Genomic DNA, 25,026 nt, shown 5'->3' on the forward strand with positions numbered 1-25,026 from the left:
TTCGTTAATGTTGCGTGATGTGGCGGGTTCGGCACGCCGCGGCGGTGCCGAATGCCGGGTTGGCTGTCTCAAGCCTAAGCTGCAAGGGCTTCCAGCCGGTTTCTAGAGCGCGGTCGACGTCACGCTGCACTGCAGCGTGATATGTTCGGAAATGTTCGTTTAAGATCTTTTCGTCCTAAGTCCTGCGCTTGGCCCCTGTCGCCGAGCCGGACACGACACTTCCGGAGTCGGCTATGCGTGAGACCTACGATGTGCTGGTGGTCGGTGGCGGCATCAACGGCGTGGGCATCGCCCGCGACGCGGTGGGCCGCGGCCTGTCGGTGTGCCTGTGCGAGCGCGACGACCTAGCCGCGCATACCTCCAGCGCCAGCACCAAGCTGATCCACGGCGGCCTGCGCTACCTGGAGCAGTACGAGTTCGCCCTGGTCGGCAAGGCCCTGGCCGAGCGCGAGGTGCTGCTGCGGCTGGCCCCGCACATCATCTGGCCGCTGCGCTTCCTGCTGCCGCACCAGCCGCACCTGCGCCCGGCGTGGATGATCCGCACCGGCCTGTTCCTGTACGACCACCTCGGCCGCGGCCGCCGCACCCTGCCGGGTTCGCGGCGCCTGGCGCTGCGCACGCATCCGGTGGGCGCGCCGCTGCGCGAGGAGTTCCGTACCGGCTTCGTCTATTCCGATGCCTGGGTGCAGGACGCGCGGCTGGTGGTGCTCAATGCGATGGACGCCGCGCAGCGCGGCGCGCGCATCCTCACCCGCACCCGCTGCGTCGGCGCGCGCCGCGTCGACGGCCTGTGGCAGGTCCAGCTGCAGCACGCCGACGGTCGCCGCGAGGAACTGCGCGCGCGTTCGCTGGTCAATGCCGCCGGGCCGTGGGCGGTGCAGTTCCTGGACGAGGTGGCGCACGTCGGCCACGACCACGCGCTGCGCCTGGTCAAGGGCAGCCACATCGTGGTGCCGCGGCTGTTCGAGCACGACCACGCCTACATCTTCCAGCAGCCGGACCGGCGCATCGTCTTCGCCATTCCCTACGAGCAGGACTACACCCTGATCGGCACCACCGACGTCGACTACCGTGCCGATCCGGCCGCGCCGCGCATCGACGGCGAGGAGACGCGCTATCTGTGCGAGGCGGCCAACCGCTACTTCCGCAAGCAGATCGTTCCCGAGGACGTGGTGTGGAGCTACAGCGGCGTGCGCCCGCTGCTCGACGACGAGGAGGACAACGCCGCCGAGGTCACCCGCGACTACCTGCTGGAACTGGACACGCGCGACGGCGCGGCGCTGCTCAACGTGTTCGGCGGCAAGCTCACCACCTACCGCAAGCTGGCCGAGGAGGCGGTGGACCGGCTGACCGCGCATGCCGGGCGCAAGGCGCCGGCCTGGACCGCACACGGCGCGCCGCTGCCCGGTGGCGAGCGCAACGACATCGCCACGCTGGCACGCGAACTGCGCGCGGCGCGGCCGTGGTTGGCCGAGGCCACCGCGCAGCGGTTGGCGCGCAATTACGGCACCCGCGCGGAAACGCTGCTGGGCGACGCCGCTTCGCTGCAGGACCTGGGCCAGCACTTCGGTGCCGACCTGTACCAGGCCGAGGTCGACTACCTGCGCCAGCACGAGTGGGTGGTGGAGGCCGAGGACCTGCTGTGGCGCCGCAGCAAGCTCGGCCTGCGCGTGGACAACGCCGACCGCCAGCGTCTGGTCGCCTATCTGCAACAGGCCCCGGCCACGCTGGCCGCGGCACCGGCTTGACGAAAACGCTGCCGCCGGCCCGGTTCGGGGCGCGGCGGCGCGTGCACAATCGCGCTGCGCCCGGCCCCCGCCGCGGCGCACGAACCTGGACGCAACCGTGGAGGGTGGCAGGCATGGGTGGATCGACAGCGGCAACGACGGCAGGCCGGGGGGCACGGGCATGAACCGGCAACTGATAGGCGAACTGATTTCCGAGGCGATCGCGATGCTGATCATCATCGCCTTCGGCTGCTCGGTGGCGTGCATGTACGTGCTCTACGACCCCAGCCCCTACCAGCACGCCTATTGGGGCGTGTGCATCGCCTGGGGCCTGGCGGTGACCATCGCCATCTACGTCACCGGCTCGGTGTCCGGCACCCACGCCAATCCGGCGGTGACGCTTGCATTGGCGCTGTACCGCGGCTTTCCCTGGCCCAAGGTGCTGCCGTACTGGGTCGCGCAAGTGATCGGCGCATTCCTCGGCGCGTGGATCGTCTACCTGCTGTTCGCGCCGGTGATCGACCACTACAACCAGGCCCAGCATCTCACCCGCGCCGGTGGCGGCGCGGCCGGGGTGTTCTTCACCGCGCCGGGCCTGGCGATCACGCCGATGCACGCGCTGCGCGACCAGGTGATCCTGACCGCGTTCCTGATCTTCGGCATCTTCGCCATCACCGAGCGCTACAACGAGGCCGCGCCCACCGCCAACTCCGGTGCGCTGATCATCGGCCTGCTGGTGGCCACCATCGGCGCCTCGATGGGCTATCTGGAGGCCTGGGCGATCAATCCGGCCCGCGACTTCGGCCCGCGCCTGTTCGCCTACGTCGCCGGCTGGGGCTCCTCGGCGCTGCCGTCGGCCGACAACTACTGGTGGATCCCGATCGTCGGCCCGTTGATCGGCGGTGTGATCGGTGGCGCCGCCTACCAGTTGCTGATCTATCCGTTCCTGCCGGCACGGGTGAAGGCGCTGGAAGAAGAACAGGCCGCCGCGCGCCGCGGCTAGTGCCGGCTGCGCGTTCGTTTTCGCGCGCGGCGTGCGCGCCTCCCTCTTCCCCGTTCGGCGCCGCGCCCGTGCGCGCGGCGTGCATCCCGCAGGAGTCTCCGATGGAAAAGCAATTCATCCTGGCCATCGACCAGGGCACCACCAGTTCGCGCGCGATCCTGTTCGACCGCGCGGGCCGCAGCGTCGGCATGGCCCAGCGCGAGTTCTCGCAGATCTTCCCGCAGCCGGGCTGGGTCGAGCACAACCCGCGCGAGATCATGACCAGCGTCTACACCACGATCACCGAGCTGCTCAACAACCACCAGGTGGACGCCAGCGCGATCGCCGGCATCGGCATCACTAACCAGCGCGAGACCGCGGTGGTGTGGGACCGCGCCACCGGCCAGCCGATCTACAACGCGATCGTCTGGCAGTCGCGGCAGACCAAGGACATCTGCGACCAGCTCAAGGCCGATGGCCACGAGGACATGGTGCGAGCCAAGACCGGCCTGCTGATCGATGCGTATTTCTCCGGCACCAAGGTCAAGTGGATCCTCGACCACGTCGAGGGCGCGCGCGAACGCGCGCAGCGCGGCGAACTGGCCTTCGGCACCATCGACAGCTGGCTGATCTGGAACCTCACCGGCGGCAAGGTCCACGTCACCGACTACACCAACGCCTCGCGCACGCTGCTGTACAACATCCACGAACTGCGTTGGGACGAAGAACTGCTGCAGATGCTCGACATTCCCGCCTCGATGCTGCCGGAGGTGCGCTCGTCCAGCGAGATCTACGGCAACACCCAGGGCCAGTATTTCTACGGTCATGCGGTGCCGATCGCCGGTATCGCCGGCGACCAGCAGGCGGCGCTGTTCGGCCAGGCCTGCTTCGAACCGGGCATGGCCAAGAACACCTACGGCACAGGCTGTTTCATGCTGATGAACACGGGCGAGAAAGCGGTGGCCTCGAAGAGTGGCCTGCTCACCACCATCGCCTGGGGCGTGGACGGCAAGGTCGAGTACGCACTGGAAGGCGCGATCTTCGTCGCCGGCTCGGTGGTGCAGTGGCTGCGCGACGGCCTGCGCATGCTCGGCAAGGCCAGCGATTCGCAGGCCTACGCCGAACGTGCTGGCGACAACGACGGCGTGTACATCGTGCCGGCCTTCGTCGGCCTGGGGGCGCCGTACTGGCGCAGCGACATCCGCGGTGCGGTGTTCGGCCTGACCCGCGGCACCACCAAGGAACACTTCATCCGCGCCGCACTCGAATCGATGGCCTACCAGACCCGCGACGTACTGACCGCGATGCAGGTCGATTCCGGCATCGAACTGAAGGAGCTGCGCGCCGACGGCGGCGCCATCGCCAACGACTTCATGGCGCAGTTCCAGAGCGACATCCTGGATGTGCCGGTGCTGCGCCCGGAAGTGGCCGAGACCACGGCGTTGGGGGCGGCCTACCTGGCTGGCCTGGCCACCGGCTTCTGGAAGAACCGTGCCGAGATCGCCCAGCAGTGGGCGGTGGACCGCCGTTTCGAGCCGGACATGCCGGCCGAGCGCCGCGAAGCCCTGTACGCCGGCTGGCAGCAGGCGGTGGAGGCGACGATGGGGTTCCGGGTTCGCTGAGGCGGGCGCCTGGCGCGACACGTGCATTTGTAGGAGCGGCTTCAGCCGCGACCGGGCGTTCCTGGGACGGCTTGGTCGAGGCTGAAGCCGCTCCTACACAAGAAATTTCGTTGACGTGCCTTGTCGCCGCGTCCGTCGAAAGCGGCGAATGCCGGCCGCGCACGAAACGCGTAGGAATTGTAGGAGCGGCTTCAGCCGCGACAGGGCTTTCCCATGGAAGCCCAGCCCGCACTGGTACAGCCGAAATTGCGCAACACCCACGCCAGTGGCGCTTGCCGCAATCCAGCGACGTCAATCGTGACTTGCAGGTGCCTAGACGTACTGCGTCGGCCCACGCGGGCCCGGCACCGGGGAATCCACGCCGCCGACCGGGTCCTGGATCGGCGGGATGGTCGGATCGGTCGGCTTGTCGGGGATCGGGTCGATCGGGCGGTCCGGGGTCGGATCCACGCCGGGGTTCGGTACCTGGCCCGGCACCTCGTTCGGTGGCTGCTGCGGATCCTGGCCGGGATTGGGACTCTGCATATGCATGGGCGTCTCCTTGCGATGAGTCGCCAGCGTGCGTGCTGCGCCGACGCGTGCGGGTGAAGCGCAGGGCAACGGCGGATGAAGGGCGGGCCAATCCGCGCGCCCGATGGTCGCGGTAGGCAACGCACGCCGCTGGCGGAGACTCCGGCGCTCCGGCATGCTGATGCCGATGCACCGCTACGACCTGGTCATCTTCGACTTCGACGGCACCCTGGCCGACTCCTTCCCCTGGTTCCTGGCGACCATCAACGGCGTTGCCGACGAATTCGGCTTCCGCCGCTTCGACGTCGAGCGGCTGGAGGAAATCCGCAGCCTGAGCGCGCGCGAACTGATGGCACGCAGCGGCCTGCGCTGGTGGCGGGTGCCGGCGGTGGCGCGGCGCATGCGCACCCTGATGAGCGAACAGATCGAGCGCATCGCGCTGTTCGATGGCGTGGCCGACCTGCTCGCGCAGTTGGCGCAGGCCGGCGTGCAGCTGGCGCTGGTCACGTCCAACAGCCGCGCCAACGTCGAGCGCGTGCTCGGTCCCACGCTGCTCGCGCAGTTCCGCGACGTGCGCTGCGGTGCGGCGGTGCTGGGCAAGCGGCGCAAACTGCGCGCCAGCCTGCGCGCCTGCGGCGTTCCCGCCGCGCGGGCGCTGTGCGTGGGCGACGAGATCCGCGATGCCGAGGCCGCGCGGCAGGCCGGCATCGCCTTCGCCGGCGTCGCCTGGGGCTACACCTTGCCGGCCGCCTTGCAACCGCAGACGCCGCTGCCCTTGCTGCAGCGGCCGGACGCGCTGTCGGCGCTGGTGCTGCCGTCCGAACGCCGAGAGGGCGATTGCTGCGCTGCAGGTTGATTGTTCACTTGTGATTGCTATATTCATAGGCGAACAGTCGCGGCGCCAGTTGCCATCCTGGGCGTGCATGCTGCGGCCTTAACTCATCGCGCCCGATGCCGGGCAGAGGCGTGCCATGCGCAACCCCAGCAGCTACCGTCCCTCGCGCGTCCGTGGGCGATCCGCTGCGGCCATCGTCACGGTGGTGCACGCATGGCGCTGAACGCCGTGGCCGTCGACGCAATCCTGGCGCCGCGCGCGCTGGGCACCAGCGGCGTGCACCTGTCCGCGCTGGGCTTCGGTGCCGCGCCGATCGGCAATCTGTACGCCGAGGTGGACGACGCGGTGGCGCTGGCCGCGGTGGCCGACGCCTATGCCGCCGGCATCCGCCATTTCGATACCGCGCCGTACTACGGCTATGGACTGAGCGAGCAGCGCCTGGGGCAGGGCCTGCGTGGGCTGCCGCGCGCCAGCTACACGCTCTCGACCAAGGTCGGGCGCTGCGTCTACGACGATGCCGCGGCGGCGCCGGGGCGCGACGGCTTCGCCGTGGCCGGACGCCGCGCCGAGTTCGACTACAGCCGCGACGGCGTGCTGCGTGCCTTCGAGAGCAGCCTGCAGCGGCTCGGCACCGATCACGTCGATGTGCTGCTGCTGCACGACATCGGCCGCCTGACCCACGGCGAGCGCCATCCGGCGATGCTGCGGCAGGCGCTGGACGAGGCCTTGCCGACGATGGCCGCGCTCAAGGCGCAGGGCGCGTGCCGGGCGATCGGCATCGGTGTCAACGAGGAAGACGTGGCGGTGGAACTGATGCCGCTGTTCCCGCTCGACTGCGTGATGCTGGCCGGCCGCTACACCTTGCTCGAGCAGCATGGCGCGCAGCGGATCATGGCGCAGGCGCTGCAGCGGCAGATCGGCATCCTGGTCGCCGGGCCGTATAGCTCCGGCCTGCTGAGCGATGCGCGCGGACCGGGCGAGACCTACAACTACGCGCCGGTGGATCCGGCCACGCTGCAGCACGCGCAGCGCCTGTTCGCGGCCTGCGCGGCGCACGCTGTCGACGTGGGCGCGGCGGCGCTGCAGTTTCCGCTGGCCCATCCGGCGGTGAGCACGGTGGTCGCCGGCATGCGCACGCCGGCGGAAGTGGCCAGCGCCGCCACACGTCTGCGCGCGTCGATTCCCGCTGCGCTGTGGCAACAGTTGCGCGACGACGGCCTGCTGCGCGCGCCGGTGCCGACGCCGTGAACGCGATCGACGCCCATGTGCATTTCTGGCGCCTGGCGCGTGGCGACTATGCCTGGTTGACGCCGGAGCTGGGCGTGCTGTATCGCGATTACCTGCCCGAGGACCTGGCCGCGACGCTGGACGCGCAAAGCGTGACCGCGCTGGTGGCGGTGCAGGCGGCGCAAAGCGAGGCGGAAACCCGCTATTTGCTGCAGCTGGCGCGGACCGAGCCACGCATCGTCGGCGTGGTCGGCTGGGTGGATTTCGAGGCGGCCGACGTCGCCGCGCACATCGCCGCGCTGTGCGCCGAAGGCGCAGGCCTGCTCAAGGGGCTGCGGCCGATGGTGCAGGATCTGGCCGATTCGCAGTGGCTGGCGCGGCCGCAGCTCGACGCGGCCTTCGATGCGCTGCTGCAGCACGACCTGGTCTTCGACGCGCTGGTGCGGCCGCTGCACCTGCCGGCGCTGCTGGCGCGGTTGCAGCGTCATCCGCAGTTGCGCGTGGTGCTGGATCACGCCGGCAAGCCGGCCATCGGCGCTGCCGGCTTCCAGGCCTGGGCCGACGGCCTCGCACACCTGGCGCAGCACCCCAACGTGGTGTGCAAGCTGTCCGGCCTGCTCACCGAACTGCCAGCCGACGCCGCCATCGACGATCCCGCGCTTGCCCCCTACGTGGCGCACCTGTTCGCCTGTTTCGGCGCGCAGCGGCTGCTGTGGGGCAGCGACTGGCCGGTGCTCACCCAGCGTGCCGACTACGCCGCCTGGATGGCGCTGGCGCAGGCCTGGGTCGCGCAGCACGCCGCCGGCGCCGCCGAGGCGGTGTTCGCCGGCAATGCGCGGCGCGTCTATCGCCTGTCCGATCCGATTGCTTTCCCCCCGACCTGGAGTTCCGCCCCATGACCACGTTCGCGTCCGTTTCCGGGAGCCGCGCATGAGCGGCCGTCTGCAAGGCAAGCGCTGCCTGATCACCGCCGCCGGCGCCGGCATCGGCCGCGAGAGCGCACTGGCCTGCGCGCGCGAAGGCGCGCAGGTGCTGGCGACCGACATCGACGCCGCCGCGCTGCAGGCCCTGGCCGCCGAGTCCGATGGCATCGTCACGCAAACCCTGGATGTCACCGATGCCGCCGCGATCCAGACGCTGGTGGCGGCGCAGCCGACCTTCGACGTGCTGTTCAACTGCGCCGGCTACGTGCACCAGGGCAGCATCCTCGACTGCGACACGCCGGCCTGGAAGCGCTCGTTCGCGATCAACGTCGATGCGATGTACTACCTGTGCCAGGCGGTGCTGCCGGGCATGCTCGCGCAGGGCCGCGGCAGCATCGTCAACATGTCCTCGGTGGCGTCCAGCATCAAGGGCGTGCCCAACCGCTTCGCCTACGGCGTGACCAAGGCGGCGGTGATCGGCCTGAGCAAGGCCATCGCTGCCGACTACGTGGCCAAGGGCATCCGCTGCAACGCGATCTGCCCCGGCACGATCAAGACGCCGTCGCTGGGCGAGCGAGTCAAGGCGCTGGGCGGCGACGAGCAGGCGGTGTGGAAGAGCTTCACCGACCGCCAGCCGATGGGCCGCCTCGGCGACCCGCGCGAGATCGCGCAACTGGTGGTGTACCTGGCCTCGGACGAATCCTCGTTCACCACCGGCCAGACCCACATCATCGACGGCGGCTGGTCGAACTGACCGCGCCTTTCCACTACGACAGAGGATTTCCCCATGAAACTGCTGCGTTACGGCGAACCCGGCCACGAACGCCCGGCCCTGCTCGATGCCGACGGCCACCTGCGCGATCTCTCGGCGGTGATCGACGATGTCGCCGGCGAGCACCTCACCGCTGCCGGCCTGGCCCGGCTGCGCGCGCTCGATCCGGCCACGCTGCCGCAGGTGGACGGCGAGGTGCGCTATGGCGCGGCCGTGGGCCGCGTCGGCAAGTTCATCTGCGTCGGGCTCAACTACGCCGACCACGCCGCCGAATCGGGCATGGCGGTGCCGGAGATGCCGGTGTTGTTCATGAAGGCCACCAGCGCGATCAGCGGCCCCAACGACACGGTGACGATCCCGCGCGGTTCGCTCAAGACCGACTGGGAAGTGGAGCTGGGCGTGGTGATCGGCGATACCGCGCGCGACGTGTCGGTGGAGGACGCGCTGTCGCACGTCGCCGGCTATGCGGTGATCAACGATCTGTCCGAGCGCGCGTTCCAGCTCGAGCACGGCGGGCAGTGGGTGAAGGGCAAGAGCTGCGACGGCTTCGGCCCGATCGGCCCATGGCTGGTCACCGCCGACGAGGTGCCGGATCCGCAGAACCTGTCGATGTGGCTGGAGGTCAATGGCCATCGCTACCAGAACGGCAGCACCCGCACGATGGTGTTCGGCGTGGCCGAGCTGGTCAGCCACATCAGCCGCTACATGACTCTGCTGCCGGGCGACGTGATCAGCACCGGCACGCCGCCGGGCGTGGGCCTGGGGCAGAAGCCGCAGGTGTACCTGAAGCCGGGCGACGTGATGCGGCTGGGCATCGAAGGCCTGGGCGAGCAACGCCAGGCCGTTGTCGCGCATCCGCGCGACGCGCAGTAAAGCCCCTCTCCCATCGGGAGAGGGGTTGGGGTGAGGGTAGGGGCGAAGCCACCTCGCCATGCATCCCGGTGTGGCTTTCGCTCGCGCGTGAGCGGTCCCGCTGCTTGCTCCTAGCTTCGTTCTTGTTTTGCTGGGGCGGCTGCAGTTGTGCACCACCGCACCCTCACCCCAACCCCTCTCCCGGGGGGAGAGGGGCTGTTTCACCGCTTTTTTGACTTTCCCACCGCCTCACCGACCAGGATCCCCATGAGCAAAATCGTCGCGCTCGAGACCTTCGACGTCCGTTTCCCCACCTCGCGCGAACTCGACGGTTCCGATGCGATGAATCCGGATCCGGATTATTCGGCCGCCTATCTGCGCCTGCGCACCGATGCCGAAGATGGTCTCGCCGGTTACGGCCTGGCCTTCACCATCGGCCGCGGCAACGATGTGCAGAGCGCGGCGGTGGCGGCACTGGCGCACCACGTGGTCGGCCGCGACGTGGAGACGGTGATCGGCGATCTGGGCGGTTTCGCGCGCAGCCTCACCGACGACTCGCAACTGCGCTGGCTGGGCCCGGAAAAGGGCGTGATGCACATGGCCATTGGCGCCGTGGTCAACGCCGCCTGGGACATGGCCGCGCGCCGCGCCGGCAAGCCGCTGTGGCGCTTCATCGCCGAGCTGTCGCCGGAGCAACTGGTGGACGCGATCGACTTCCGCTACCTCAGCGACGCGCTGACCCCGGACGAGGCGCTGGCTATGTTGCGCGACGCCGAACCGCTGCGCGCCGAGCGTCTCCAGGCCCTGCTCGAACAGGGCTATCCGGCCTACACCACCTCGCCCGGCTGGCTCGGCTATTCCGACGAGAAGCTGGTGCGCCTGGCCAAGGAAGCGGTGGCCGACGGCTTTCGCACGATCAAGCTCAAGGTCGGCGCCAACGTGGAGGACGACATCCGCCGTTGCCGCCTGGCGCGCGCAGCGATCGGCCCGGACATCGCCATGGCGGTGGACGCCAACCAGCGCTGGGACGTGGGCCCGGCGATCGCCTGGATGCGCCGGCTGGCCGAGTTCGACATCGCCTGGATCGAGGAGCCGACCAGCCCCGACGACGTGCTCGGCCACGCCGCGATCCGCCACGGCATCGCGCCGGTGCCGGTCTCCACCGGCGAGCACACCCAGAACCGGGTGGTGTTCAAGCAGTTGCTGCAGGCCGGCGCGGTGGACCTGATCCAGATCGATGCCGCGCGCGTGGGTGGCGTCAACGAGAACCTGGCGATCCTGCTGCTGGCGGCCAAGTTCGGCGTGCGCGTGTTCCCGCATGCCGGCGGCGTGGGCCTGTGCGAACTGGTGCAGCACCTGGCGATGGCCGATTTCGTCGCCATCACCGGCAAGATGGAAGACCGCGCGATCGAGTTCGTCGATCACCTGCACCAGCACTTCGTCGATCCGGTGCGGATCGTGCACGGCCGCTACCTGGCGCCGACGGCGCCGGGCTTTTCGGCCGAGATGCATGCCACCTCGGTCAGCGAGTTCCTGTATCCGGATGGCCCGTTCTGGAGTGCGGACCTCGCGGCGCAGGGCGCCTGAGTTTTGCGGGGTAGGTGCGTTTCCGCTGACGGAAGCGCACCGGCTGCGTTGAAGCGGTCGCGGCTGAAGCCGCTCCTACGTGTGCGATCCGCGCTGCGCCGGCGCTCTCGTAGGAGCGGCTTCAGCCGCGACGAGCGAAGCCGATCAACCCGCCGGCCGCAGCAGCCGTCGGGACGGATGTCCCTCTCACAAACGCCTCAGCCCGTGCTCTTGCGCTCCTGTTCCGCCAGCGCCGCCTGCAGCGAAAAGATCTGCAGCGCCTCGCGCCATTTCTCGCCGGGCGCCGACCCAGGCAAGGGTTTCTGGAAGCGCCACATCAGCGCTTCCCAGGCTTGCACGCGCGGGTCGGCCGCGTCGGCGGCGGCCTTGGCCGCGGGCGAATAGTCCTCGTCCACCTCCATCAGCATCACCAGGCGGTCGCCGCAGCGGTGGATGTCCAGCTCGCGGATGCCGGCGGCACGCAGCGAGGCGACGATCTCCGGCCAGACGGTGTCGGGACGGTGCCAGCGTTCGTACTCGGCGATCAGCGCCGGGTCGTCGTGCAGGTCGAGCAGGTAGCAATGGCGCGGCATGGCTCAGGCTCCGCGGGCAGAGGGAAGGGGCGCCACGCCGCTGCGCGCCGCGTGCAGCGCGAAGCCGAGGATCACCGCGAAGCCGAGCGCCGGCACCGTGATCGCCCAGTGGATGCCGGCATGGTCGGACACCGCGCCCATCACCGCGGTCAGCGCGGCGCCACCGATGATCGCCATGACGATCAGCGAGGCACCCAGCTTGCGCGCGTCGTCGTCCAGCCCGTCCAGGCCCAGGGCGAAGATGGTCGGGAACATCACCGACATGAACAGGCTGCTGGCGACCAGCGCATACAGGCCGATCCAGCCCGGCAGCGCCACCGCCACCGCGCACAGCAGCAGGTTGAGCAGGGCGAACACGCCGAGCAGCCGCGCTGGCGCCAGGAAGCGCAGCAGCGCGGTGCCGATGAAGCGGCCGGCCATGAACAGCACCAGCGAGACGGTGAGGAAATCGGCGGCGGTCTTCTCCGGGGTGCCGGGCACGCCGTCCTGCAGATAGCGGATCAGGTAGCTCCAGATGCCGACCTGGGCGCCGACGTAGAAGAACTGCGCGATCACCGCGAACACGAAACGGCGGTTGCGCCGCAACTGGCCGAAGCCGCCGGCGTGGGCGCCGTCGCCACCGGCGCGGGCGGCCGGGAAGCGGGTCAGCCCGATCAGCAGCGCCCACAGCAGCACCACCGCGCCGATGATCAGATACGGCGTCTGTACCGCCAGCGACTCGGCAGAGAAAAAGGCCTCGCGCGCGGCCGGCGCCATCGCTGCCAGTTCCCGCGGGGTGTGCTCCACGCCGGACAGGATGAAGTGCTGGCCGACCAGGATGCCGGTGATCGAGCCCAGCGGATTGAACGCCTGCGCCAGGTTGAGCCGCCGCGCCGCGCCCTCGGCGGGGCCGAGCACGGTGACCAGCGGATTGGCGGTGGTTTCCAGGAACGCCAGGCCGCTGGCGATGACGAACAGCGCCAGCAGGAACAGCCAGTAGGTGTGCACCTGCGCGGCGGGGTAGAACAGGAACGCGCCCACCGCGTACAGCAGCAGGCCCAACACCACCGCGGCCTTGTAGCTGTAGCGGCGCATGAACATCGCCGCCGGGATCGCGAACACGAAGTAGCCCAGGTAGAACGCGCTCTGCACCAAGCCGGCCTGCAGGTCGGTCAGTTCGAACGCCTTCTTGAACTGCTTGATCAGGATGTCGTTGAGGTTGTTCGCCATGCCCCACAGAAAGAACAGGCTGACGATCAGGACCAACGGCGCGAGCGCGGTCCGGGTGAGACTGGCGGGCGCCGGCGTGGCGCGTTCGCTGCTGTAGTGCATTGCCGCCTACCCCTCCCAAGGTGTGCCGCGTCGCGTTCGGATTGTCGGCGGAGCGTACTGCGCCGGCGAGTGCCATGCAAATATAAAATTTGAGTTCATATTTGCATGGAGGTGCAGCCGCCGACCACGCAGCGCGGCGCCAGCGGTGCGAGCCGGTGCGGCGTCCCTGTACCCTAGTCCTCTTCACCAGCTACCGGGTCCTCGACGGAATGACCACCCCTTTGCCCAAGTACCGTGCGCCCGCCCTGGACAAGGGACTGGACATCCTGGAGCTGCTGGCGCGCGATGCGCGGCCGATGAGCATGGGCGAGATCTCGCAGGGCATCGGCCGTTCGCGCGGCGAGATCTTCCGCATGCTGCAGGTGCTGGAAGAGCGCGGCTACCTGACCCGGGCTGCGGGCGAGGGCGGCTACACGCTGACCAACCGCCTGTTCATGCTCGGCATGCAGCAGCCGCGGGTGCAGAACGTCACCGAAGTGGCGCTGCCGGTGATGCGCGCGCTGGCCGACGCGATCCGCCAGCCCTGCCACCTGGTGGCGCCGTCGGACGACCAGATCGTGGTCATCGCGCAGATGGACGTGCCCAGCGACCTGGGATTGGTGGTGCGTCCCGGCCACCGCCGTCCGTTCGCGCACTCCACCTCCGGCCTGGTGCTGTTCGCGTTCCAGCCGGCCGATGCGCAGGCGCAGTTACTGCAGCGCCTGGACGCCAGCGAGGTGGCGTACGACCGCGCCGCGTTCCTGGCCGCGGCGCAGGAGGTGCGCGCCCTGGGCTACAGCATCCATCCCAGCGAGGCGGTGGTCGGCGTGATCGACCTGACCGCACCGATCCTGCAACACGGCATCGCCCGCTACACCCTGACCGTGCCCTTCATCGAACGCCGCCCGCAACCGATCGATGCGCAGGCGGCGATGCGCGCGGTGTGCGATGCCGCGGCGCAGATCAGTGCGGCGTTGGCGTAGGCGTCGCGCTCCTTGCGATCTATCCACCTCCGACGGCAAGCGTATTGACACTGAAATGGCGGGCTTTGAAATGCCCCACTTTGGGGGCAAACCACGGCCTGCGATCTTGTCTGTACCACTCGCGTTGCCGGTGAGTATTTTGAAGCAAGGGGTTACTGTGGGCACTACGGCATCTTGGTCATCAGCGGCGCTGGCAGCACTGGCGCCTAACAGTTCATCCAAGCGGACCCGTTGATGAGGCCGCTCGATTCAAGCGTTAGACATCAACATGGATCAACGGAAGCTCGTTTTATACCTTGAGGCTCCGTTTGCTGCGTATGACGCGACTCTCGCACCACCGCGAGATGTCGTTCTTGCTGGCTTGAGTACAATCTGGCCTTCTGATTACTGGGCAGGACTCGCTATAGGTTGGCTTGAACAAGGGGCGCCAATCGACAGTGAAATAGCTCAGGTGCTCGATGCCACAGTCAAGAGACCCTTCTCGCAAAGTGTTCGCCATCGAGCATTCGCACTGGCTAGACGCTGGCGTCGAGCGCACAATCTCTAGCAATTCGTTCAAAGTGGACGTGCGTACCTTGCGCCGTGTTGGCGAGTGCTTCTGATGTGGACGTCCGGGATGATCCTGCTCTCGACCGCTGAGCTGTCTGCGACGTGCGGCGCGCAGGAAGCGTTCTGACTGACGTATCGCCACCCGTGTGTTGACCATGCGATGCGTGCTCATGCCGCTGTTTTCGTGCCGCGCGTGCCTGGCAAAGCCCAAGGCTGCGCTGCACGCCCGCATGTGCAGCACTCCGCTGGAATGCGCGCCCATGGTGCGCGTGACGCGATCCCCAGCCTGATCACGCACTCGCCGCTCGCGGGCGCAAAGCGTTGACCATCGCGCGACCGCTGCGCAGCCTGCAGGGAACACGGCGACACGGACAAATGGCATGGCACGGCGGTTTCCCTGGAGTTGGTTGGCGCTGCTGGCGGCCTGCGCGTTGGTGCTGGTGCTGGCTTGGCAGAACCGCGGCTTGCGCGAGGAACGGCGCTGGTTCGTCACCCGCACCACCGAGCCGTATCTGGGCATGTACGTGCCGCGTATCGATGTCGCCGCGGTCGATGGCACGCCGCTGACGCTCGGCGTGCCGACCGCAGAGCGTCAGGTCCTGTTCTTTTTCACCACCACCTGCCCGTACTGCAAGCGCTCGGCGCCGCACGTGGTGCAGGCGGCGCAGCGTCTGGCCACGCAGCAGCCGGGCGTGCAGGTACTGGGCGTGTGCCACTGCAGCCCTGAGCAGGCGCGGCGCTACGCCGCCGAGCACGGTTTCACGTTTCCGGTGACCACGTTGACCGATCGCCGCGCGCTGATGCTGTTCCGCGCGCGCAACGTGCCGACGATGCTGGCGCTGGACCGCGAGGGACGCGTGCGCTACGCGCGTGTCGGCGTCTTCGATACCACGGAACGGATGCAGGACCTGATGGCCGCAGTGCGCAGCACGGATGTGCCGCCGGCCTTGGCAACCATCGAGGAGTAAGCCATGAAACAGCGTTGGACAGCGTTACGCAACGGGATGCTTGCGGCCGTGTTCCTGGCCAGCATGGGCTTCGGCGCGGTGCAGGCAACCGCCGGCGACGGCATCGAGAAGGAGGCGGCCTGCAGCGCCTGGGCCTGCCAGCAGGAGTGCGCGCCGTTCGGTGGCGAACTGGGGCCGGGCGGCCCCGGAAAGCCGTTGGTCTGCTACTGCTGCGGCTGAGCAGTGCCGGAGCCGGTCGCGTCCGGCCGGCTCCGGAATCGGGGATGCGATGGCGGCGATCATGGATCGCAGTGAGCGTAGGCCGCGTTGCGACGCCGTCATCACCCTGCCAACGTGCATGGCACGCCTGGTGCGTGCGATCGCACCCTGCGTCACCGCCAGCTGCCGACGATTCACGCAGGTTTGCGCGGCGGCTGGGCATGGTGGAACGCAGACCAACCAGGAGCGTTCCATGACCTCACCTTTTCACCCCGTCCGCCTGTCACTGCTCGCGGCCCTCACCGCCATCGCGCTGAGCGGTTGCGGCAAGCCCGGCGACCAGGCCTCGCGCACCGCACCGGCCACGTCGCCGGAACCCACCGCTGCGCCGGTCGGCGGCGAAAGCGGGCGCGCGCCGATCGGCGGCGACGCCTCGGCCAAGGCGATGCTGCAGGTGCTGGAGGGCAACGTGGTGGCGCTGTCGAAGCAGGCGCTGGCGCGCAACGTCAGCAAGACCGTGGCCGACTTCGCCCGCGAGACCATCGCCGTGCACCACGACGCCGACCCGGCCACGGCCGGCAAGGGCGGCCCCGGCGATGCCGAGAAGATCGCCGCGCAGGTGGCCAAGGGCCGCGCGCAGCTGCAGGCGCTGGGCGACGAGAAGGACAACTCCGCCTACATGAATGCCTACGCGGCGGCCGTGGTGCGGCAGTACTCCGACGCGCTGTCGGTGATCGACGCCGAACTGGTGCCGGCGGCCAAGGAAGACGCCACCCGCCAGGAACTGCAGCAGGCGCGCAAGCGCATCGCCGAGCAACTGGAGCGCGCGCAGGCGCTGGCCTCGGCCCGCTACTGAGCGCGTCGCCCCTCTCCCGTTGGGGCGACAGGGTGCGGCCTGCGCGCCACTGGCGCGCGCACCCTGGAGCGCCCGCGCCGCAAGCGCGGGCCGGGGCGCGGGGCGGGGGTTGGGGTGAGGGTACGGCGCGAAGCGACGCGCAGCGTTGGGGCCTCGGGAATCGGTGACACGCCCTAGCCGTTGGCGGCGACCGCGTGCGGCGCCGGCCACTCCTCACGCCCATCCGGATGTCGCGCGAAGCGGGTCGGGTCGCTGCCGTGCACCGGCGCCTCGTCCTGCCATGGCCAGCCGCCGAACTGGGTGCGGCGATAGTCGGCCATGGCCTGGGCGATCTCGGCCTGGGTATTCATCACGAACGGACCGTGTTGCGCCACCGGTTCGGCGATCGGTCGGCCTTGCAGCACCAGGAACTCGCTCGCCTCGCCGTCGCCACTGACCAACTCGACCGCCTGATCGGCGCGCAACTCGATCGCCGCGTGGCCCGTCACCGGGCGTCCGCCCACCGTCACCGCTGCGCCCTTGAAGAAGTACAGGCTGCGGCGCGTGCCGCGGCCTTGCGCGGCGGGCAGGGTCCAGCGTGCGCCGGGTGCCATGCGGATCGTCCAGATGGCCACATCGGCATCGTCCTGCGCGGCCCACGAATCCGGTGGCGGCGCGAGCGGGCCGCCGGCGCTGCCGGGCGCGGCGTCGACCGGACCGATGCGACCGGCCACGCAGGCCACCTCGGTGGTGCGGCCGGCGTCGTCGGTGGCAGTGAAGCGCGGCAGGTCTTCCGACCAGAACATGGTGAAGTGCGGCGCGGCCAGCTTGTTGCGCGCCGGCAGGTTGAGCCAGATCTGGAACAGTTCCAGCGGGTTGGGCGCCGCCGTGTCCAGCAGCGGGAACATCTCCGAATGGACGATGCCCGCGCCGGCCGTCACCCATTGCACGTCGCCAGCGCCGAAGCGCGCCGCCGCACCGAGCGAGTCGGCATGGTCGATCAGGCCCTTGCGCACGATGGTCACGGTCTCGAAGCCGCGGTGCGGATGACCGGGAAAGCCGGGAATCTCCTCGCCGTGATACATGCTCCAGCCGTCCTTGCGGCTGAAGTCCTGGCCGATGGCGCGGCCGTGCAGGGACGCCGCCGGCCCCATCGCGCCGTTGCCGGCGGGGTAGGCATCGTCGTGGTAGACGCAGAACAGGAACGGGTCGATCGTGTCCCACGGGAAGCCAAGCGGCTTGATCTGGACGATGGGGTCGGTCATGGAGAGATCCTTCGTGCGAACGCCGCCCGAGGATGGGTGCGGCAATCTTCACGATATGGGGCGGTGCCGAGGGAACGGAAGGCCGGTCCGAAGGACATCCTGTCCCGCACGGGAAACGCTGGGATGCGCCGCCGCCGCGTCCATGGCGATGGCGCAGGCGCGGTGACCGGCCGCGTCGCATGCGCCGATCCAGCGAACCCGGCAGTCGGTGCGTGAACTGAATGCTTGCTGGGGCGCAACCGCTCCTCTGTGCCCGCACGACCCATGCGTCATCGGACTGTCATCGCCGGCGACCAGCATCGCGCCTTTCCGAATCGCCGGCTGCCGATGGCGCCGGCACTGCGAGTGGCTGGTGCGTTCCGAACCCCTGCCGGCGTTGTCGCGGCTGTTCCTGCAATGGCGGCCGTCGCTGAGCCGCTACTTCCGCAAGCGCCGCGCCGAGGCCTGGGATGCCGACGACCTGTTGCAGGAAGTGTGGCTGCGCCTGCAGCGCAGCGAGGCGCACGCGCCGGAGATCGCCAATCCCGAAGCCTACCTGTTCACCATCGCCGCCAACCTGATGCGCGAGCACGCGCTGCTGCACCAGCGCAGCAGCCAGCGCGACACCTGCCTGGACGACGTGCTGGACCGGCTGGCGGTGCCGTGCGAGGCCGATGCGCAGGTGCACCGCGCGCAGCGCCGGCAGCGCCTGGCCGAGCTGATGGCGCGGCTGCCGCCCAAGTGCCGCGCGGCGATGGTGCTGCGCTATCGCGACGAACTGGGCTACCAGGAGATCGCCGAGCAACTGCAGATCTCCAGCCACATGGTCAAGAAGTACATCATCAAGGGCCTGGCGGTGTGCCGGCAGGGCATGGCGCGCTATGCGTGAGGAGTCGCAGCGCGTCGCCGAAGCGGCCGCGGACTGGTACCTGGCGCAGCGCGAGACCACGTTGTCGCCGGCGCGGCAGGCCGAGTTCCTGGCCTGGCTGCGGCACTCGCCGGCGCATGTGGCCGCGTATCTCGACATCGCGCGGATGCACGGCGACCTGCCGTCCGCGGCGCAGGCGCAGCAGGCCAGCAGTGCGCAGCTACGCGCGCATGCCTTGCGCAGCGGGGCGGTGGTGGTGCCGCTGCGCCCGGACGTGGACTCACCTGTGGCGACGCCGCATCCGCAGCGGATGGCGCCCCGGCGCAAACGCTGGACGTTGGCGGTGGCGGCCGCGCTGGCGCTGGCCGCTGCGGGCCTGGCGCTGCGCCTGAGCGCGCCGGACCCGATGCAAGCGACGGTGTACCAAGCGCCGGCAGACGCGTCGCGCAACGTCGCCCTGGACGACGGCAGCGTGGTGCACCTGGACCGCGGTGGCGCGATCGCGGTGCGCTACGGCACGCAGCGCCGCGACATCGCCCTGCTGCGCGGCAAGGCGGTGTTCGATCTCGGCCACGATCCGGCGCGGCCGCTGCGGGTCAGCGTCGGGACGCTGGTGCTGCGCGATGTCGGCACCGTGTTCGGGGTCGACCCGCAGGCCGGCGGTGCGCGGGTCACCGTGTTGCAGGGACGGGTGCAGGTGTCGCGCGATACCCCGGCGTGGTGGCATCGCAGCGACCTGCCGTCGGAAGGACCGACGCTGGCGGACCTGGGCGGCGGCCAGCAGGCGCGGGTGGATGCGCAGGGCCGCGTGCTAGCGCTGCGCGACCATGCCGACATCGCCGACGCCACCGCCTGGCTGCCGGCGCAGGTCGGCGTGCAGGATCGCAGCCTGGGCGAGGTGGCGCGGCTGTTCAACGCCTACACCACGCAGCCGCTGCACATCGCCGACCCGGCGCTGGCGGCGCGGCGGGTCAGCGGCGTGTTCCACCTGCGCGATCCGGAGGCCTTCGTCGCGTATCTGGGCAGCCTGCCGGACGTACAGGTACAGCGCGATGCGCACGCGGTGACCATCCGCCGCGCGCCGGCACCGCTGTAAGAAAAAATTCACGAAATCGACGGTAGCCGCACGGCGCACCGGGGCACTCCTAGGAAGCATGGCTGTCGCGCAGCACGCGCGGGCCGCCCTTCCTCCCCTCCGGTGTGATCGTCATGCGCAAGCCTCTCGTCGTCTCCATCGCCCTGCTGCTCGGCAGTGCGTCCTCGCTGCCGGCCTGGTCGGCGCCCGCCGTCACCGCGTCGGCCATCGCGCCCATGCCGTTGGCGCAGGCGCTGGACCAGTTCGCGCGCAGCAGCGGCCTGCAATTGATGTACGACCCGGCGCTGGCCGACGGCCTGCGCAGCAGCGGTGCACCGGCCGGCCTGGCGCCGCCGCAGCAACTGCATGCGCTGCTCGCCGGCACCGGCCTGGATTACCGCATGCTCACCCCGGGCTCGGTCGCCATCGTGCGCAGCAGCGTCGCCGCCGCCGCGCCGGCCGCCGCGCCGCGGGCGCCGCGCAGCGCTGCCCCGGCGCGCGCCGAAGCCGACGGCGAGCACGAAGGCCCGCGTGAACTGGCGCCGATCAACGTCACCGCCAACAGTGTCGACACACTGGCGCCCAGCGCCGCGCCGCTGGAGGCGAGCCAGCCAACCTCGGTGATCGACGAGCGCTTCATCCGCGACGGCCTGCGCCTGAATTCGAACTACGACGACATCATCAAGTACGCGCCCAGCGTGGTCACCACCTCGCCGGAAGGCCCGGGCCTGGGCAAGAACGAAGGCATCAGCATTCGCGGCTTTCAGGACGGCCAGTTCAACATCACCTTCGACGGCATCCCGTTCGGCGATGCCAGCGATCTGCACCACACCACCTCGGCCTACTTCAACAACCACGTGCTCGGCCAGGCCGAGATCGACCGCGGCCCCGGCGGCGGCGCCACCATCGGCAACGCCACCTTCGGCGGCACCCTGGCGCTGCGCACGCGCAACCCCAGCGAGGTGGACGGCGTCACCGTGTACGGCACCGGCGGCAGCTGGAACACCTGGGCCGGCGGCGTCAGCGCCGACGAGCACATCGGCAATACGCGCCTGTTCGCCGACCTGTCCAAGGAGGCCAGCGATACCTACCTCAAAGGCACCGACGACCGCCGCGAGCACGCCTTCCTCAAGACCGTCAGCGACCTCGGCGAGGCCACCACGCTGACCTTCGTCAGCAGCTACAACCAGGAGCACCAGAACACCGTGCAGGGCGCCACCCGCGCGCAGATCGCGCAGCACGGCTGGCGCTACGGCCTGGGCAACGATCCGACCCTGCAGAACTACACCGGCTACAACGCCGCCGCCTACTACTCCAGCTTCACCTACCTGGGCCTGAGCACGCGCCTGGGCGACTGGGACCTGGACAACAAGGTCTACTACAACAGCTTCGACCACACCGCGTCCAAGACCAGCATCCCCACCAGCGAGAGCGCCGCCGACAACGGCGTGACCTTCTACGGCGCGACCGGCAAGAAGCTGTCCAAGGCCGCCAAGGACGTGCCGGGCAAGCTCTCGGACAACGACTTCCGCGCCTTCGGCGACGTGCTGCGGCTGGCGCGCGATCTCGGCCCGGGCCAGTTGCAGACCGGCGTGTGGGTGGAGCGCAACCTCGACGAGCGCCTGCAGTTGCCGGTGGACATGAGCACCGGCGCGGCCAGCGGCACCAAGTACGGGCCGCTGTACAACTACAACCTGCACGACCGCACCGACACCTTGCAGCCTTACCTGCAGTACGACTGGAAACTCAGCGACAGCCTCACCCTCAGTCCGGGCCTGCGCTACGCGCGGGTGCAGCGTCAGCTCGATGCCGAGGTCAACAAGAGCACGCCGCCGGCGCCTGCGCACAGCGCGGCCAGCTACGACGCCACGCTGCCGTCGCTGAGCCTGCACCAGGCCTTCAACGAGCACTGGAGCGGCTACGTGCAGGCTGCACGCGGCTTCCTGGCGCCGCCGATCGACGTGATCGAACTCAACGGCACCCGTGGCCTGCGTCCGGAACTGACCAGCAACTATCAGCTCGGCACCAGCTATGCCGCGCGCGGCCTGACCTTCGGCGCCGACGTCTACTACATCGACTTCAGCAACTACATCAGCCAGACCCTGGTCACGACCGACAACGGCACCGAGAGCGCCTTCGTCAATGGTGGCGGTGCGGTGTACCGCGGCGCCGAGGCCGAGGCCACCTACGCGCTCACGCCGATGCTGAGCCTGTACGCCAACGCCAGCTACAACGAGGCCACCTACAAGCACAGCAGCACCCAGGTGGCCGGCACGCCGCGGGTGACCGCAGCGATGGGCCTGCTGTACAACAGCGGCACCGGCTACTTCGGCTCGCTGATGGAAAAGGTGGTGGGCGCGCAGTACGGCGTGGACAACACCACCATGCCCAGCGGTGCCACCGTGTTCGGCAACGACCAGCGCCTGGGCGGCTACGCCAGCCTCGACGCGGCGCTGGGTTACCGCAGCACGCACGGGCCCTACGGTCTCAATGGATACTCGATCAGCATGGACGTCAACAACCTGCTGAACCGGCATGCGCTGATCGGCTACGCCGGCACCCGGTCCTCCGACAACCAGCCGCTGTACTTCGGCCTGGCCGGGCGCGGCGTGTTCCTCGACCTGTCGCTGAAGTTCTGAGGCCCGCCATGTCCGCTTCCCGATTCGCACGCGTGCGCAGCGGATGGCGCCTGGCCGCGTTGCTATGCGTCGCCAGCGTCGCCTGGCCGGCGGCCGCATCGCCCAAGGCGGACGCGGCATCGACCGCCTCGGAGGTGCGCCTGACCATCGCGGTGATGCGCCACGGCGTGCGCGCACCGACGCAATCGCCACAGGACCTGGCCAAGTACGCCGCACAGCCCTGGCCACACTGGCCGGTGGCACCGGGCCAACTCACGGCGCACGGCGCCGCCGGCATGCAGGCGCTGGGCGCGCGCTACCGGCAGCGCTGGCTGACCACGGCGGCGCTGGCGCCGGACTGCGCCACGTCCGGCGCGGTGGTGATCGCCGACAGCACGCCGCGCAACCACGACAGCGCGGCCGCGTTTACCGAGGGGTTGCTGCCGGGGTGTCGGGCGCGCTACCTGGCGTTGCCGACGACGCAGAACAACCCGCTGTTCCATTTCGGCAAGGACGAGGACAAGGACGACGCGGCGCCCGCGGCACCGCTGCACCTGGACGCGGCCACCCGCGGGCGCCTGCGCGCGTTGCAGCGGGTGCTGTCCGGCTGCGCCGCCCCGGCCTGCGCCGCGCAGGGGACGCAGCGCCTGGACGATCCGCAGCGGCTGCAGGATCCGGCGCAGGCGGCCAAGGCGTTGAAGACCGCCGGTAGCCTGGCCGAGAACCTGATGCTGGAGTATGCGCAGGGCCTGCCGCTGCCGCAGGTAGCGTGGGGGCGTGCCGATGCCGCGGCGCTGCAGCGGCTGATCGGTCTGCACAATGCCTCCTTCGGCTACAGCAAGCGTGCGCTGCCGGCGGCACGCGCCGGCGGCTCCAACCTGCTCGCGCACCTGCTGGCGACGCTGCAGGCGGCGGCCGGGCAAGCGCCGGCGGTGGCGGCGCTGGCGCCGGCGGACACGCGTGCGCTGGTGCTGCTGGGGCACGACACCAATTTGGCGCATCTGGCCGGCTTGTTCGGCATCGATCCGCTGGTGCACGGTCAGCCGGACGCGTATCCGCCCGGCGGCGCGCTGCTGCTGGAACTGGTGCGGCAGGACGGCCACGACTTCCTGCAACTGCGCAGCGTGGTGCCGACGTTGCAGGCGCTGCGTGCCAACCGCTTCGATGGCCGCGGCCTGCGCGAGCGGCGCTGGCCGTTGCCCGGCTGCGGCGGCCGCCTGCGCTGCCCGCTGGCGATCGCCTTGCCGGCATTGCGGGCGCGGCTGGATCCGCAGCGGGTCGAGGCGGCAGTGCCACCGATGACCGAGTGGCCGGCACAGGCGGTGCAGGTGGGCGATTAGCTTGGCGGCACCGTAGGAGCGGCTTCAGCCGCGACCGGACGTTCCTACGTCGTGCCTGTCGCGGCTGAAGCCGCTCCTACGCGTGCCACCGGGTCCGGGGTGAATGCCGCCCGCCGTCACGGACCACTCAGCGCGGAAGGTCGATCATCGCGGTTCCTCCACGCGCCTGCGCCTGCGTGCGCCGCGCTCCTTGCCAGGACCCCGCCATGTCCCCGACCCACGCCGCCGCGCTGCCCGACACCATGACCGCAATCGAGATCCGCCAGCCCGGTGCGCCCGAGGTCTTGGTGCCGGTGCGCGTGCCGTTGCCGCATCCGGGGCGCGGCGAACTGCTGGTGCGGGTGGCCGCGGCCGGCGTCAACCGCCCCGACGTGATGCAGCGCCAGGGCAGCTATCCGCCGCCGCCGGGTGCCTCGCCGTTGCCGGGGCTGGAGTTCGCCGGCGAGGTGGTCGGCCTGGGCGAGGGCGTGGAGCGCTACCGGCTGGGCGATCAGGTCTGCGCGCTGGTCGCCGGCGGCGGCTATGCCGAGTACGCGGTGGTGCACGAGCGCAATGCCCTGCCGGTGCCGGCGGCGCTGAGCCTGACCGAGGCCGCGGCGGTGCCGGAAACCTTCTTCACCGTGTGGACCAACGTGTTCCAGCGCGGCCGCCTGCAGTCCGGCGAGACCCTGCTGGTGCACGGCGGCACCTCCGGTATCGGCAGCGTCGCCACGCTGCTGGGGCGGGCCTTCGGCGCACGGGTGATCAGCACCGTCGGCTCGGCCGACAAGCGCGCGGCCAGTCTGGCGCTGGGCGCGGAGGCGGCGATCCTGTACCGCGAGGAGGACTTCGTCGCCGAGACGATGCGCCTGACCGAGGGCCGCGGCGCCGACGTGATCGTGGACCTGATCGGCGGCGACTACCTGGCGCGCAACTACCAGGCCGCGGCGCTGGACGGGCGCATCGTGCAGATCGGCGTCCAGCAGGGCAAGGTGCGCGAGCTGGACCTGATGCCGCTGCTGGCCAAGCGGCTGACCCACACCGGCTCGACCCTGCGCCCGCGTTCGGTGATGGAAAAGGCGGCGATCGCGCGCGAGCTGGAGCAGCAGGTGTGGCCGCTGCTGGCGCAGGGCCGGATCAAGCCGCAGGTGGACCGCTGCTTCCCGCTGCAGGAGGCGGCGCAGGCGCATGCGCTGATGGAGTCCAGCGCGCATATCGGCAAGATCGTGCTGACGACGGACGCGCGGTGAGCCCGGGCACAGGTCGCGACGACCCGCCTGCCGCCGTAGGAGCGGCTTCAGCCGCGATGAACGTTCCCGGTAACGCCCGTCGCGGCTGAAGCCGCTCCTACGCCAGGCTTCCGTCGTGATGAGCGGCGCGCTTCGGTTGCGACAGGCGGCCGGCAGGCACCCGTGCGCCCAGGCGACACGCGTGCCCGCACCAGTCGCCGCGCCCACCCCTGGCCCGGTT

22 protein-coding genes are annotated in these 25,026 nt (G+C 69.9%); 18 read left to right on the forward strand and 4 right to left on the reverse strand.

What is annotated here, in order from left to right; translation table 11 throughout:
• The first annotated feature begins 233 nt into the window (after positions 1 to 233).
• The 3 genes from glpD (at position 234) to glpK (ending at position 4,331) form a co-directional block, all read left to right on the forward strand.
• Positions 234 to 1,748, forward strand: coding sequence for a glycerol-3-phosphate dehydrogenase (glpD, locus tag FHR66_RS12555; protein WP_160970193.1), 1,515 nt, complete (start codon positions 234 to 236; stop codon positions 1,746 to 1,748).
• Positions 1,749 to 1,908: 160 nt separating this feature from the next.
• Complete coding sequence (locus FHR66_RS12560; protein ID WP_160970195.1) at positions 1,909 to 2,730, forward strand: MIP/aquaporin family protein; 822 nt, start codon at positions 1,909 to 1,911, stop codon at positions 2,728 to 2,730.
• A gap of 101 nt (positions 2,731 to 2,831) precedes the next feature.
• Entirely contained in the window at positions 2,832 to 4,331 is a 1,500-nt protein-coding gene (gene glpK / locus FHR66_RS12565) for a glycerol kinase GlpK (RefSeq protein ID WP_160970197.1), read from the forward strand.
• 312 nt (positions 4,332 to 4,643) lie between these two features.
• Here glpK and FHR66_RS12570 read toward each other — a convergent pair whose 3' ends face one another.
• The gene (locus FHR66_RS12570; RefSeq protein WP_160970199.1) at positions 4,644 to 4,862 is read right to left on the reverse strand and encodes a hypothetical protein; all 219 of its coding nucleotides are present in this window, start codon (positions 4,860 to 4,862) and stop codon (positions 4,644 to 4,646) included.
• A gap of 154 nt (positions 4,863 to 5,016) precedes the next feature.
• On the opposite strand from FHR66_RS12570, the gene FHR66_RS12575 reads away from it, so the two are divergent.
• The 6 genes from FHR66_RS12575 (at position 5,017) to FHR66_RS12600 (ending at position 11,037) form a co-directional block, all read left to right on the forward strand.
• Complete coding sequence (locus FHR66_RS12575) at positions 5,017 to 5,697, forward strand: HAD-IA family hydrolase (RefSeq protein WP_237475444.1); 681 nt, start codon at positions 5,017 to 5,019, stop codon at positions 5,695 to 5,697.
• A gap of 192 nt (positions 5,698 to 5,889) precedes the next feature.
• A complete protein-coding gene (locus tag FHR66_RS12580) occupies positions 5,890 to 6,924 on the forward strand; it encodes an aldo/keto reductase (protein ID WP_160970201.1) in 1,035 nt (344 codons plus the stop codon).
• Complete coding sequence (locus FHR66_RS12585) at positions 6,921 to 7,802, forward strand: amidohydrolase family protein (protein ID WP_160970203.1); 882 nt, start codon at positions 6,921 to 6,923, stop codon at positions 7,800 to 7,802. The genes FHR66_RS12580 and FHR66_RS12585 overlap by 4 nt, the downstream gene beginning before the upstream one ends.
• A gap of 31 nt (positions 7,803 to 7,833) precedes the next feature.
• Positions 7,834 to 8,580: an SDR family oxidoreductase gene (locus FHR66_RS12590; protein WP_160970204.1), complete on the forward strand. Its 747-nt coding sequence runs from the start codon at positions 7,834 to 7,836 to the stop codon at positions 8,578 to 8,580.
• Between the two features lie 33 nt (positions 8,581 to 8,613).
• On the forward strand, positions 8,614 to 9,471 hold the full coding sequence (locus FHR66_RS12595) for a fumarylacetoacetate hydrolase family protein (protein ID WP_160970205.1): 858 nt from the start codon (positions 8,614 to 8,616) through the stop codon (positions 9,469 to 9,471).
• Positions 9,472 to 9,717: 246 nt separating this feature from the next.
• Complete coding sequence (locus FHR66_RS12600) at positions 9,718 to 11,037, forward strand: L-fuconate dehydratase (protein WP_160970206.1); 1,320 nt, start codon at positions 9,718 to 9,720, stop codon at positions 11,035 to 11,037.
• A 197-nt stretch (positions 11,038 to 11,234) separates the two neighbouring features.
• On the opposite strand, the gene FHR66_RS12605 is transcribed toward FHR66_RS12600, so the two are convergent.
• Positions 11,235 to 11,609: an L-rhamnose mutarotase gene (locus FHR66_RS12605; RefSeq protein ID WP_160970207.1), complete on the reverse strand. Its 375-nt coding sequence runs from the start codon at positions 11,607 to 11,609 to the stop codon at positions 11,235 to 11,237.
• Positions 11,610 to 11,612: 3 nt separating this feature from the next.
• The gene (gene fucP, locus FHR66_RS12610) at positions 11,613 to 12,920 is read right to left on the reverse strand and encodes an L-fucose:H+ symporter permease (protein ID WP_160970208.1); all 1,308 of its coding nucleotides are present in this window, start codon (positions 12,918 to 12,920) and stop codon (positions 11,613 to 11,615) included.
• Positions 12,921 to 13,129: 209 nt separating this feature from the next.
• Between fucP and FHR66_RS12615 the strand changes: the two genes are divergently transcribed.
• From FHR66_RS12615 to FHR66_RS12630, 4 genes are all read left to right on the forward strand, one after another.
• Complete coding sequence (locus tag FHR66_RS12615) at positions 13,130 to 13,882, forward strand: IclR family transcriptional regulator (protein WP_160970209.1); 753 nt, start codon at positions 13,130 to 13,132, stop codon at positions 13,880 to 13,882.
• Between the two features lie 956 nt (positions 13,883 to 14,838).
• Positions 14,839 to 15,399: a peroxiredoxin family protein gene (locus FHR66_RS12620; RefSeq protein WP_202394959.1), complete on the forward strand. Its 561-nt coding sequence runs from the start codon at positions 14,839 to 14,841 to the stop codon at positions 15,397 to 15,399.
• Positions 15,400 to 15,402: 3 nt separating this feature from the next.
• Entirely contained in the window at positions 15,403 to 15,618 is a 216-nt protein-coding gene (locus FHR66_RS12625; RefSeq protein WP_026143700.1) for a hypothetical protein, read from the forward strand.
• Between the two features lie 232 nt (positions 15,619 to 15,850).
• On the forward strand, positions 15,851 to 16,453 hold the full coding sequence (locus FHR66_RS12630) for a hypothetical protein (protein ID WP_208417146.1): 603 nt from the start codon (positions 15,851 to 15,853) through the stop codon (positions 16,451 to 16,453).
• A 173-nt stretch (positions 16,454 to 16,626) separates the two neighbouring features.
• On the opposite strand, the gene FHR66_RS12635 is transcribed toward FHR66_RS12630, so the two are convergent.
• Positions 16,627 to 17,697, reverse strand: a complete 1,071-nt coding sequence (locus tag FHR66_RS12635; RefSeq protein ID WP_160969383.1) for a pirin family protein — start codon at positions 17,695 to 17,697, stop codon at positions 16,627 to 16,629.
• Positions 17,698 to 18,049: 352 nt separating this feature from the next.
• On the opposite strand from FHR66_RS12635, the gene FHR66_RS12640 reads away from it, so the two are divergent.
• The 5 genes from FHR66_RS12640 (at position 18,050) to FHR66_RS12660 (ending at position 24,806) form a co-directional block, all read left to right on the forward strand.
• Entirely contained in the window at positions 18,050 to 18,565 is a 516-nt protein-coding gene (locus FHR66_RS12640) for an RNA polymerase sigma factor (RefSeq protein ID WP_184447340.1), read from the forward strand.
• A complete protein-coding gene (locus FHR66_RS12645) occupies positions 18,558 to 19,640 on the forward strand; it encodes a FecR family protein (protein WP_160969381.1) in 1,083 nt (360 codons plus the stop codon). The genes FHR66_RS12640 and FHR66_RS12645 overlap by 8 nt, the downstream gene beginning before the upstream one ends.
• 113 nt (positions 19,641 to 19,753) lie before the next feature.
• Positions 19,754 to 22,258: a TonB-dependent receptor domain-containing protein gene (locus FHR66_RS12650; protein WP_160969379.1), complete on the forward strand. Its 2,505-nt coding sequence runs from the start codon at positions 19,754 to 19,756 to the stop codon at positions 22,256 to 22,258.
• An 8-nt stretch (positions 22,259 to 22,266) separates the two neighbouring features.
• Entirely contained in the window at positions 22,267 to 23,577 is a 1,311-nt protein-coding gene (locus tag FHR66_RS12655; protein WP_160969377.1) for a histidine-type phosphatase, read from the forward strand.
• Between the two features lie 206 nt (positions 23,578 to 23,783).
• Positions 23,784 to 24,806 carry an NAD(P)H-quinone oxidoreductase gene (locus FHR66_RS12660; RefSeq protein ID WP_160969375.1) on the forward strand — a complete coding sequence of 341 codons (1,023 nt, stop codon included), beginning with the start codon at positions 23,784 to 23,786 and terminating at the stop codon, positions 24,804 to 24,806.
• Positions 24,807 to 25,026 lie beyond the last annotated feature (220 nt).

The sequence above is a fragment of the Xanthomonas sp. F4 genome (assembly GCF_011761895.1).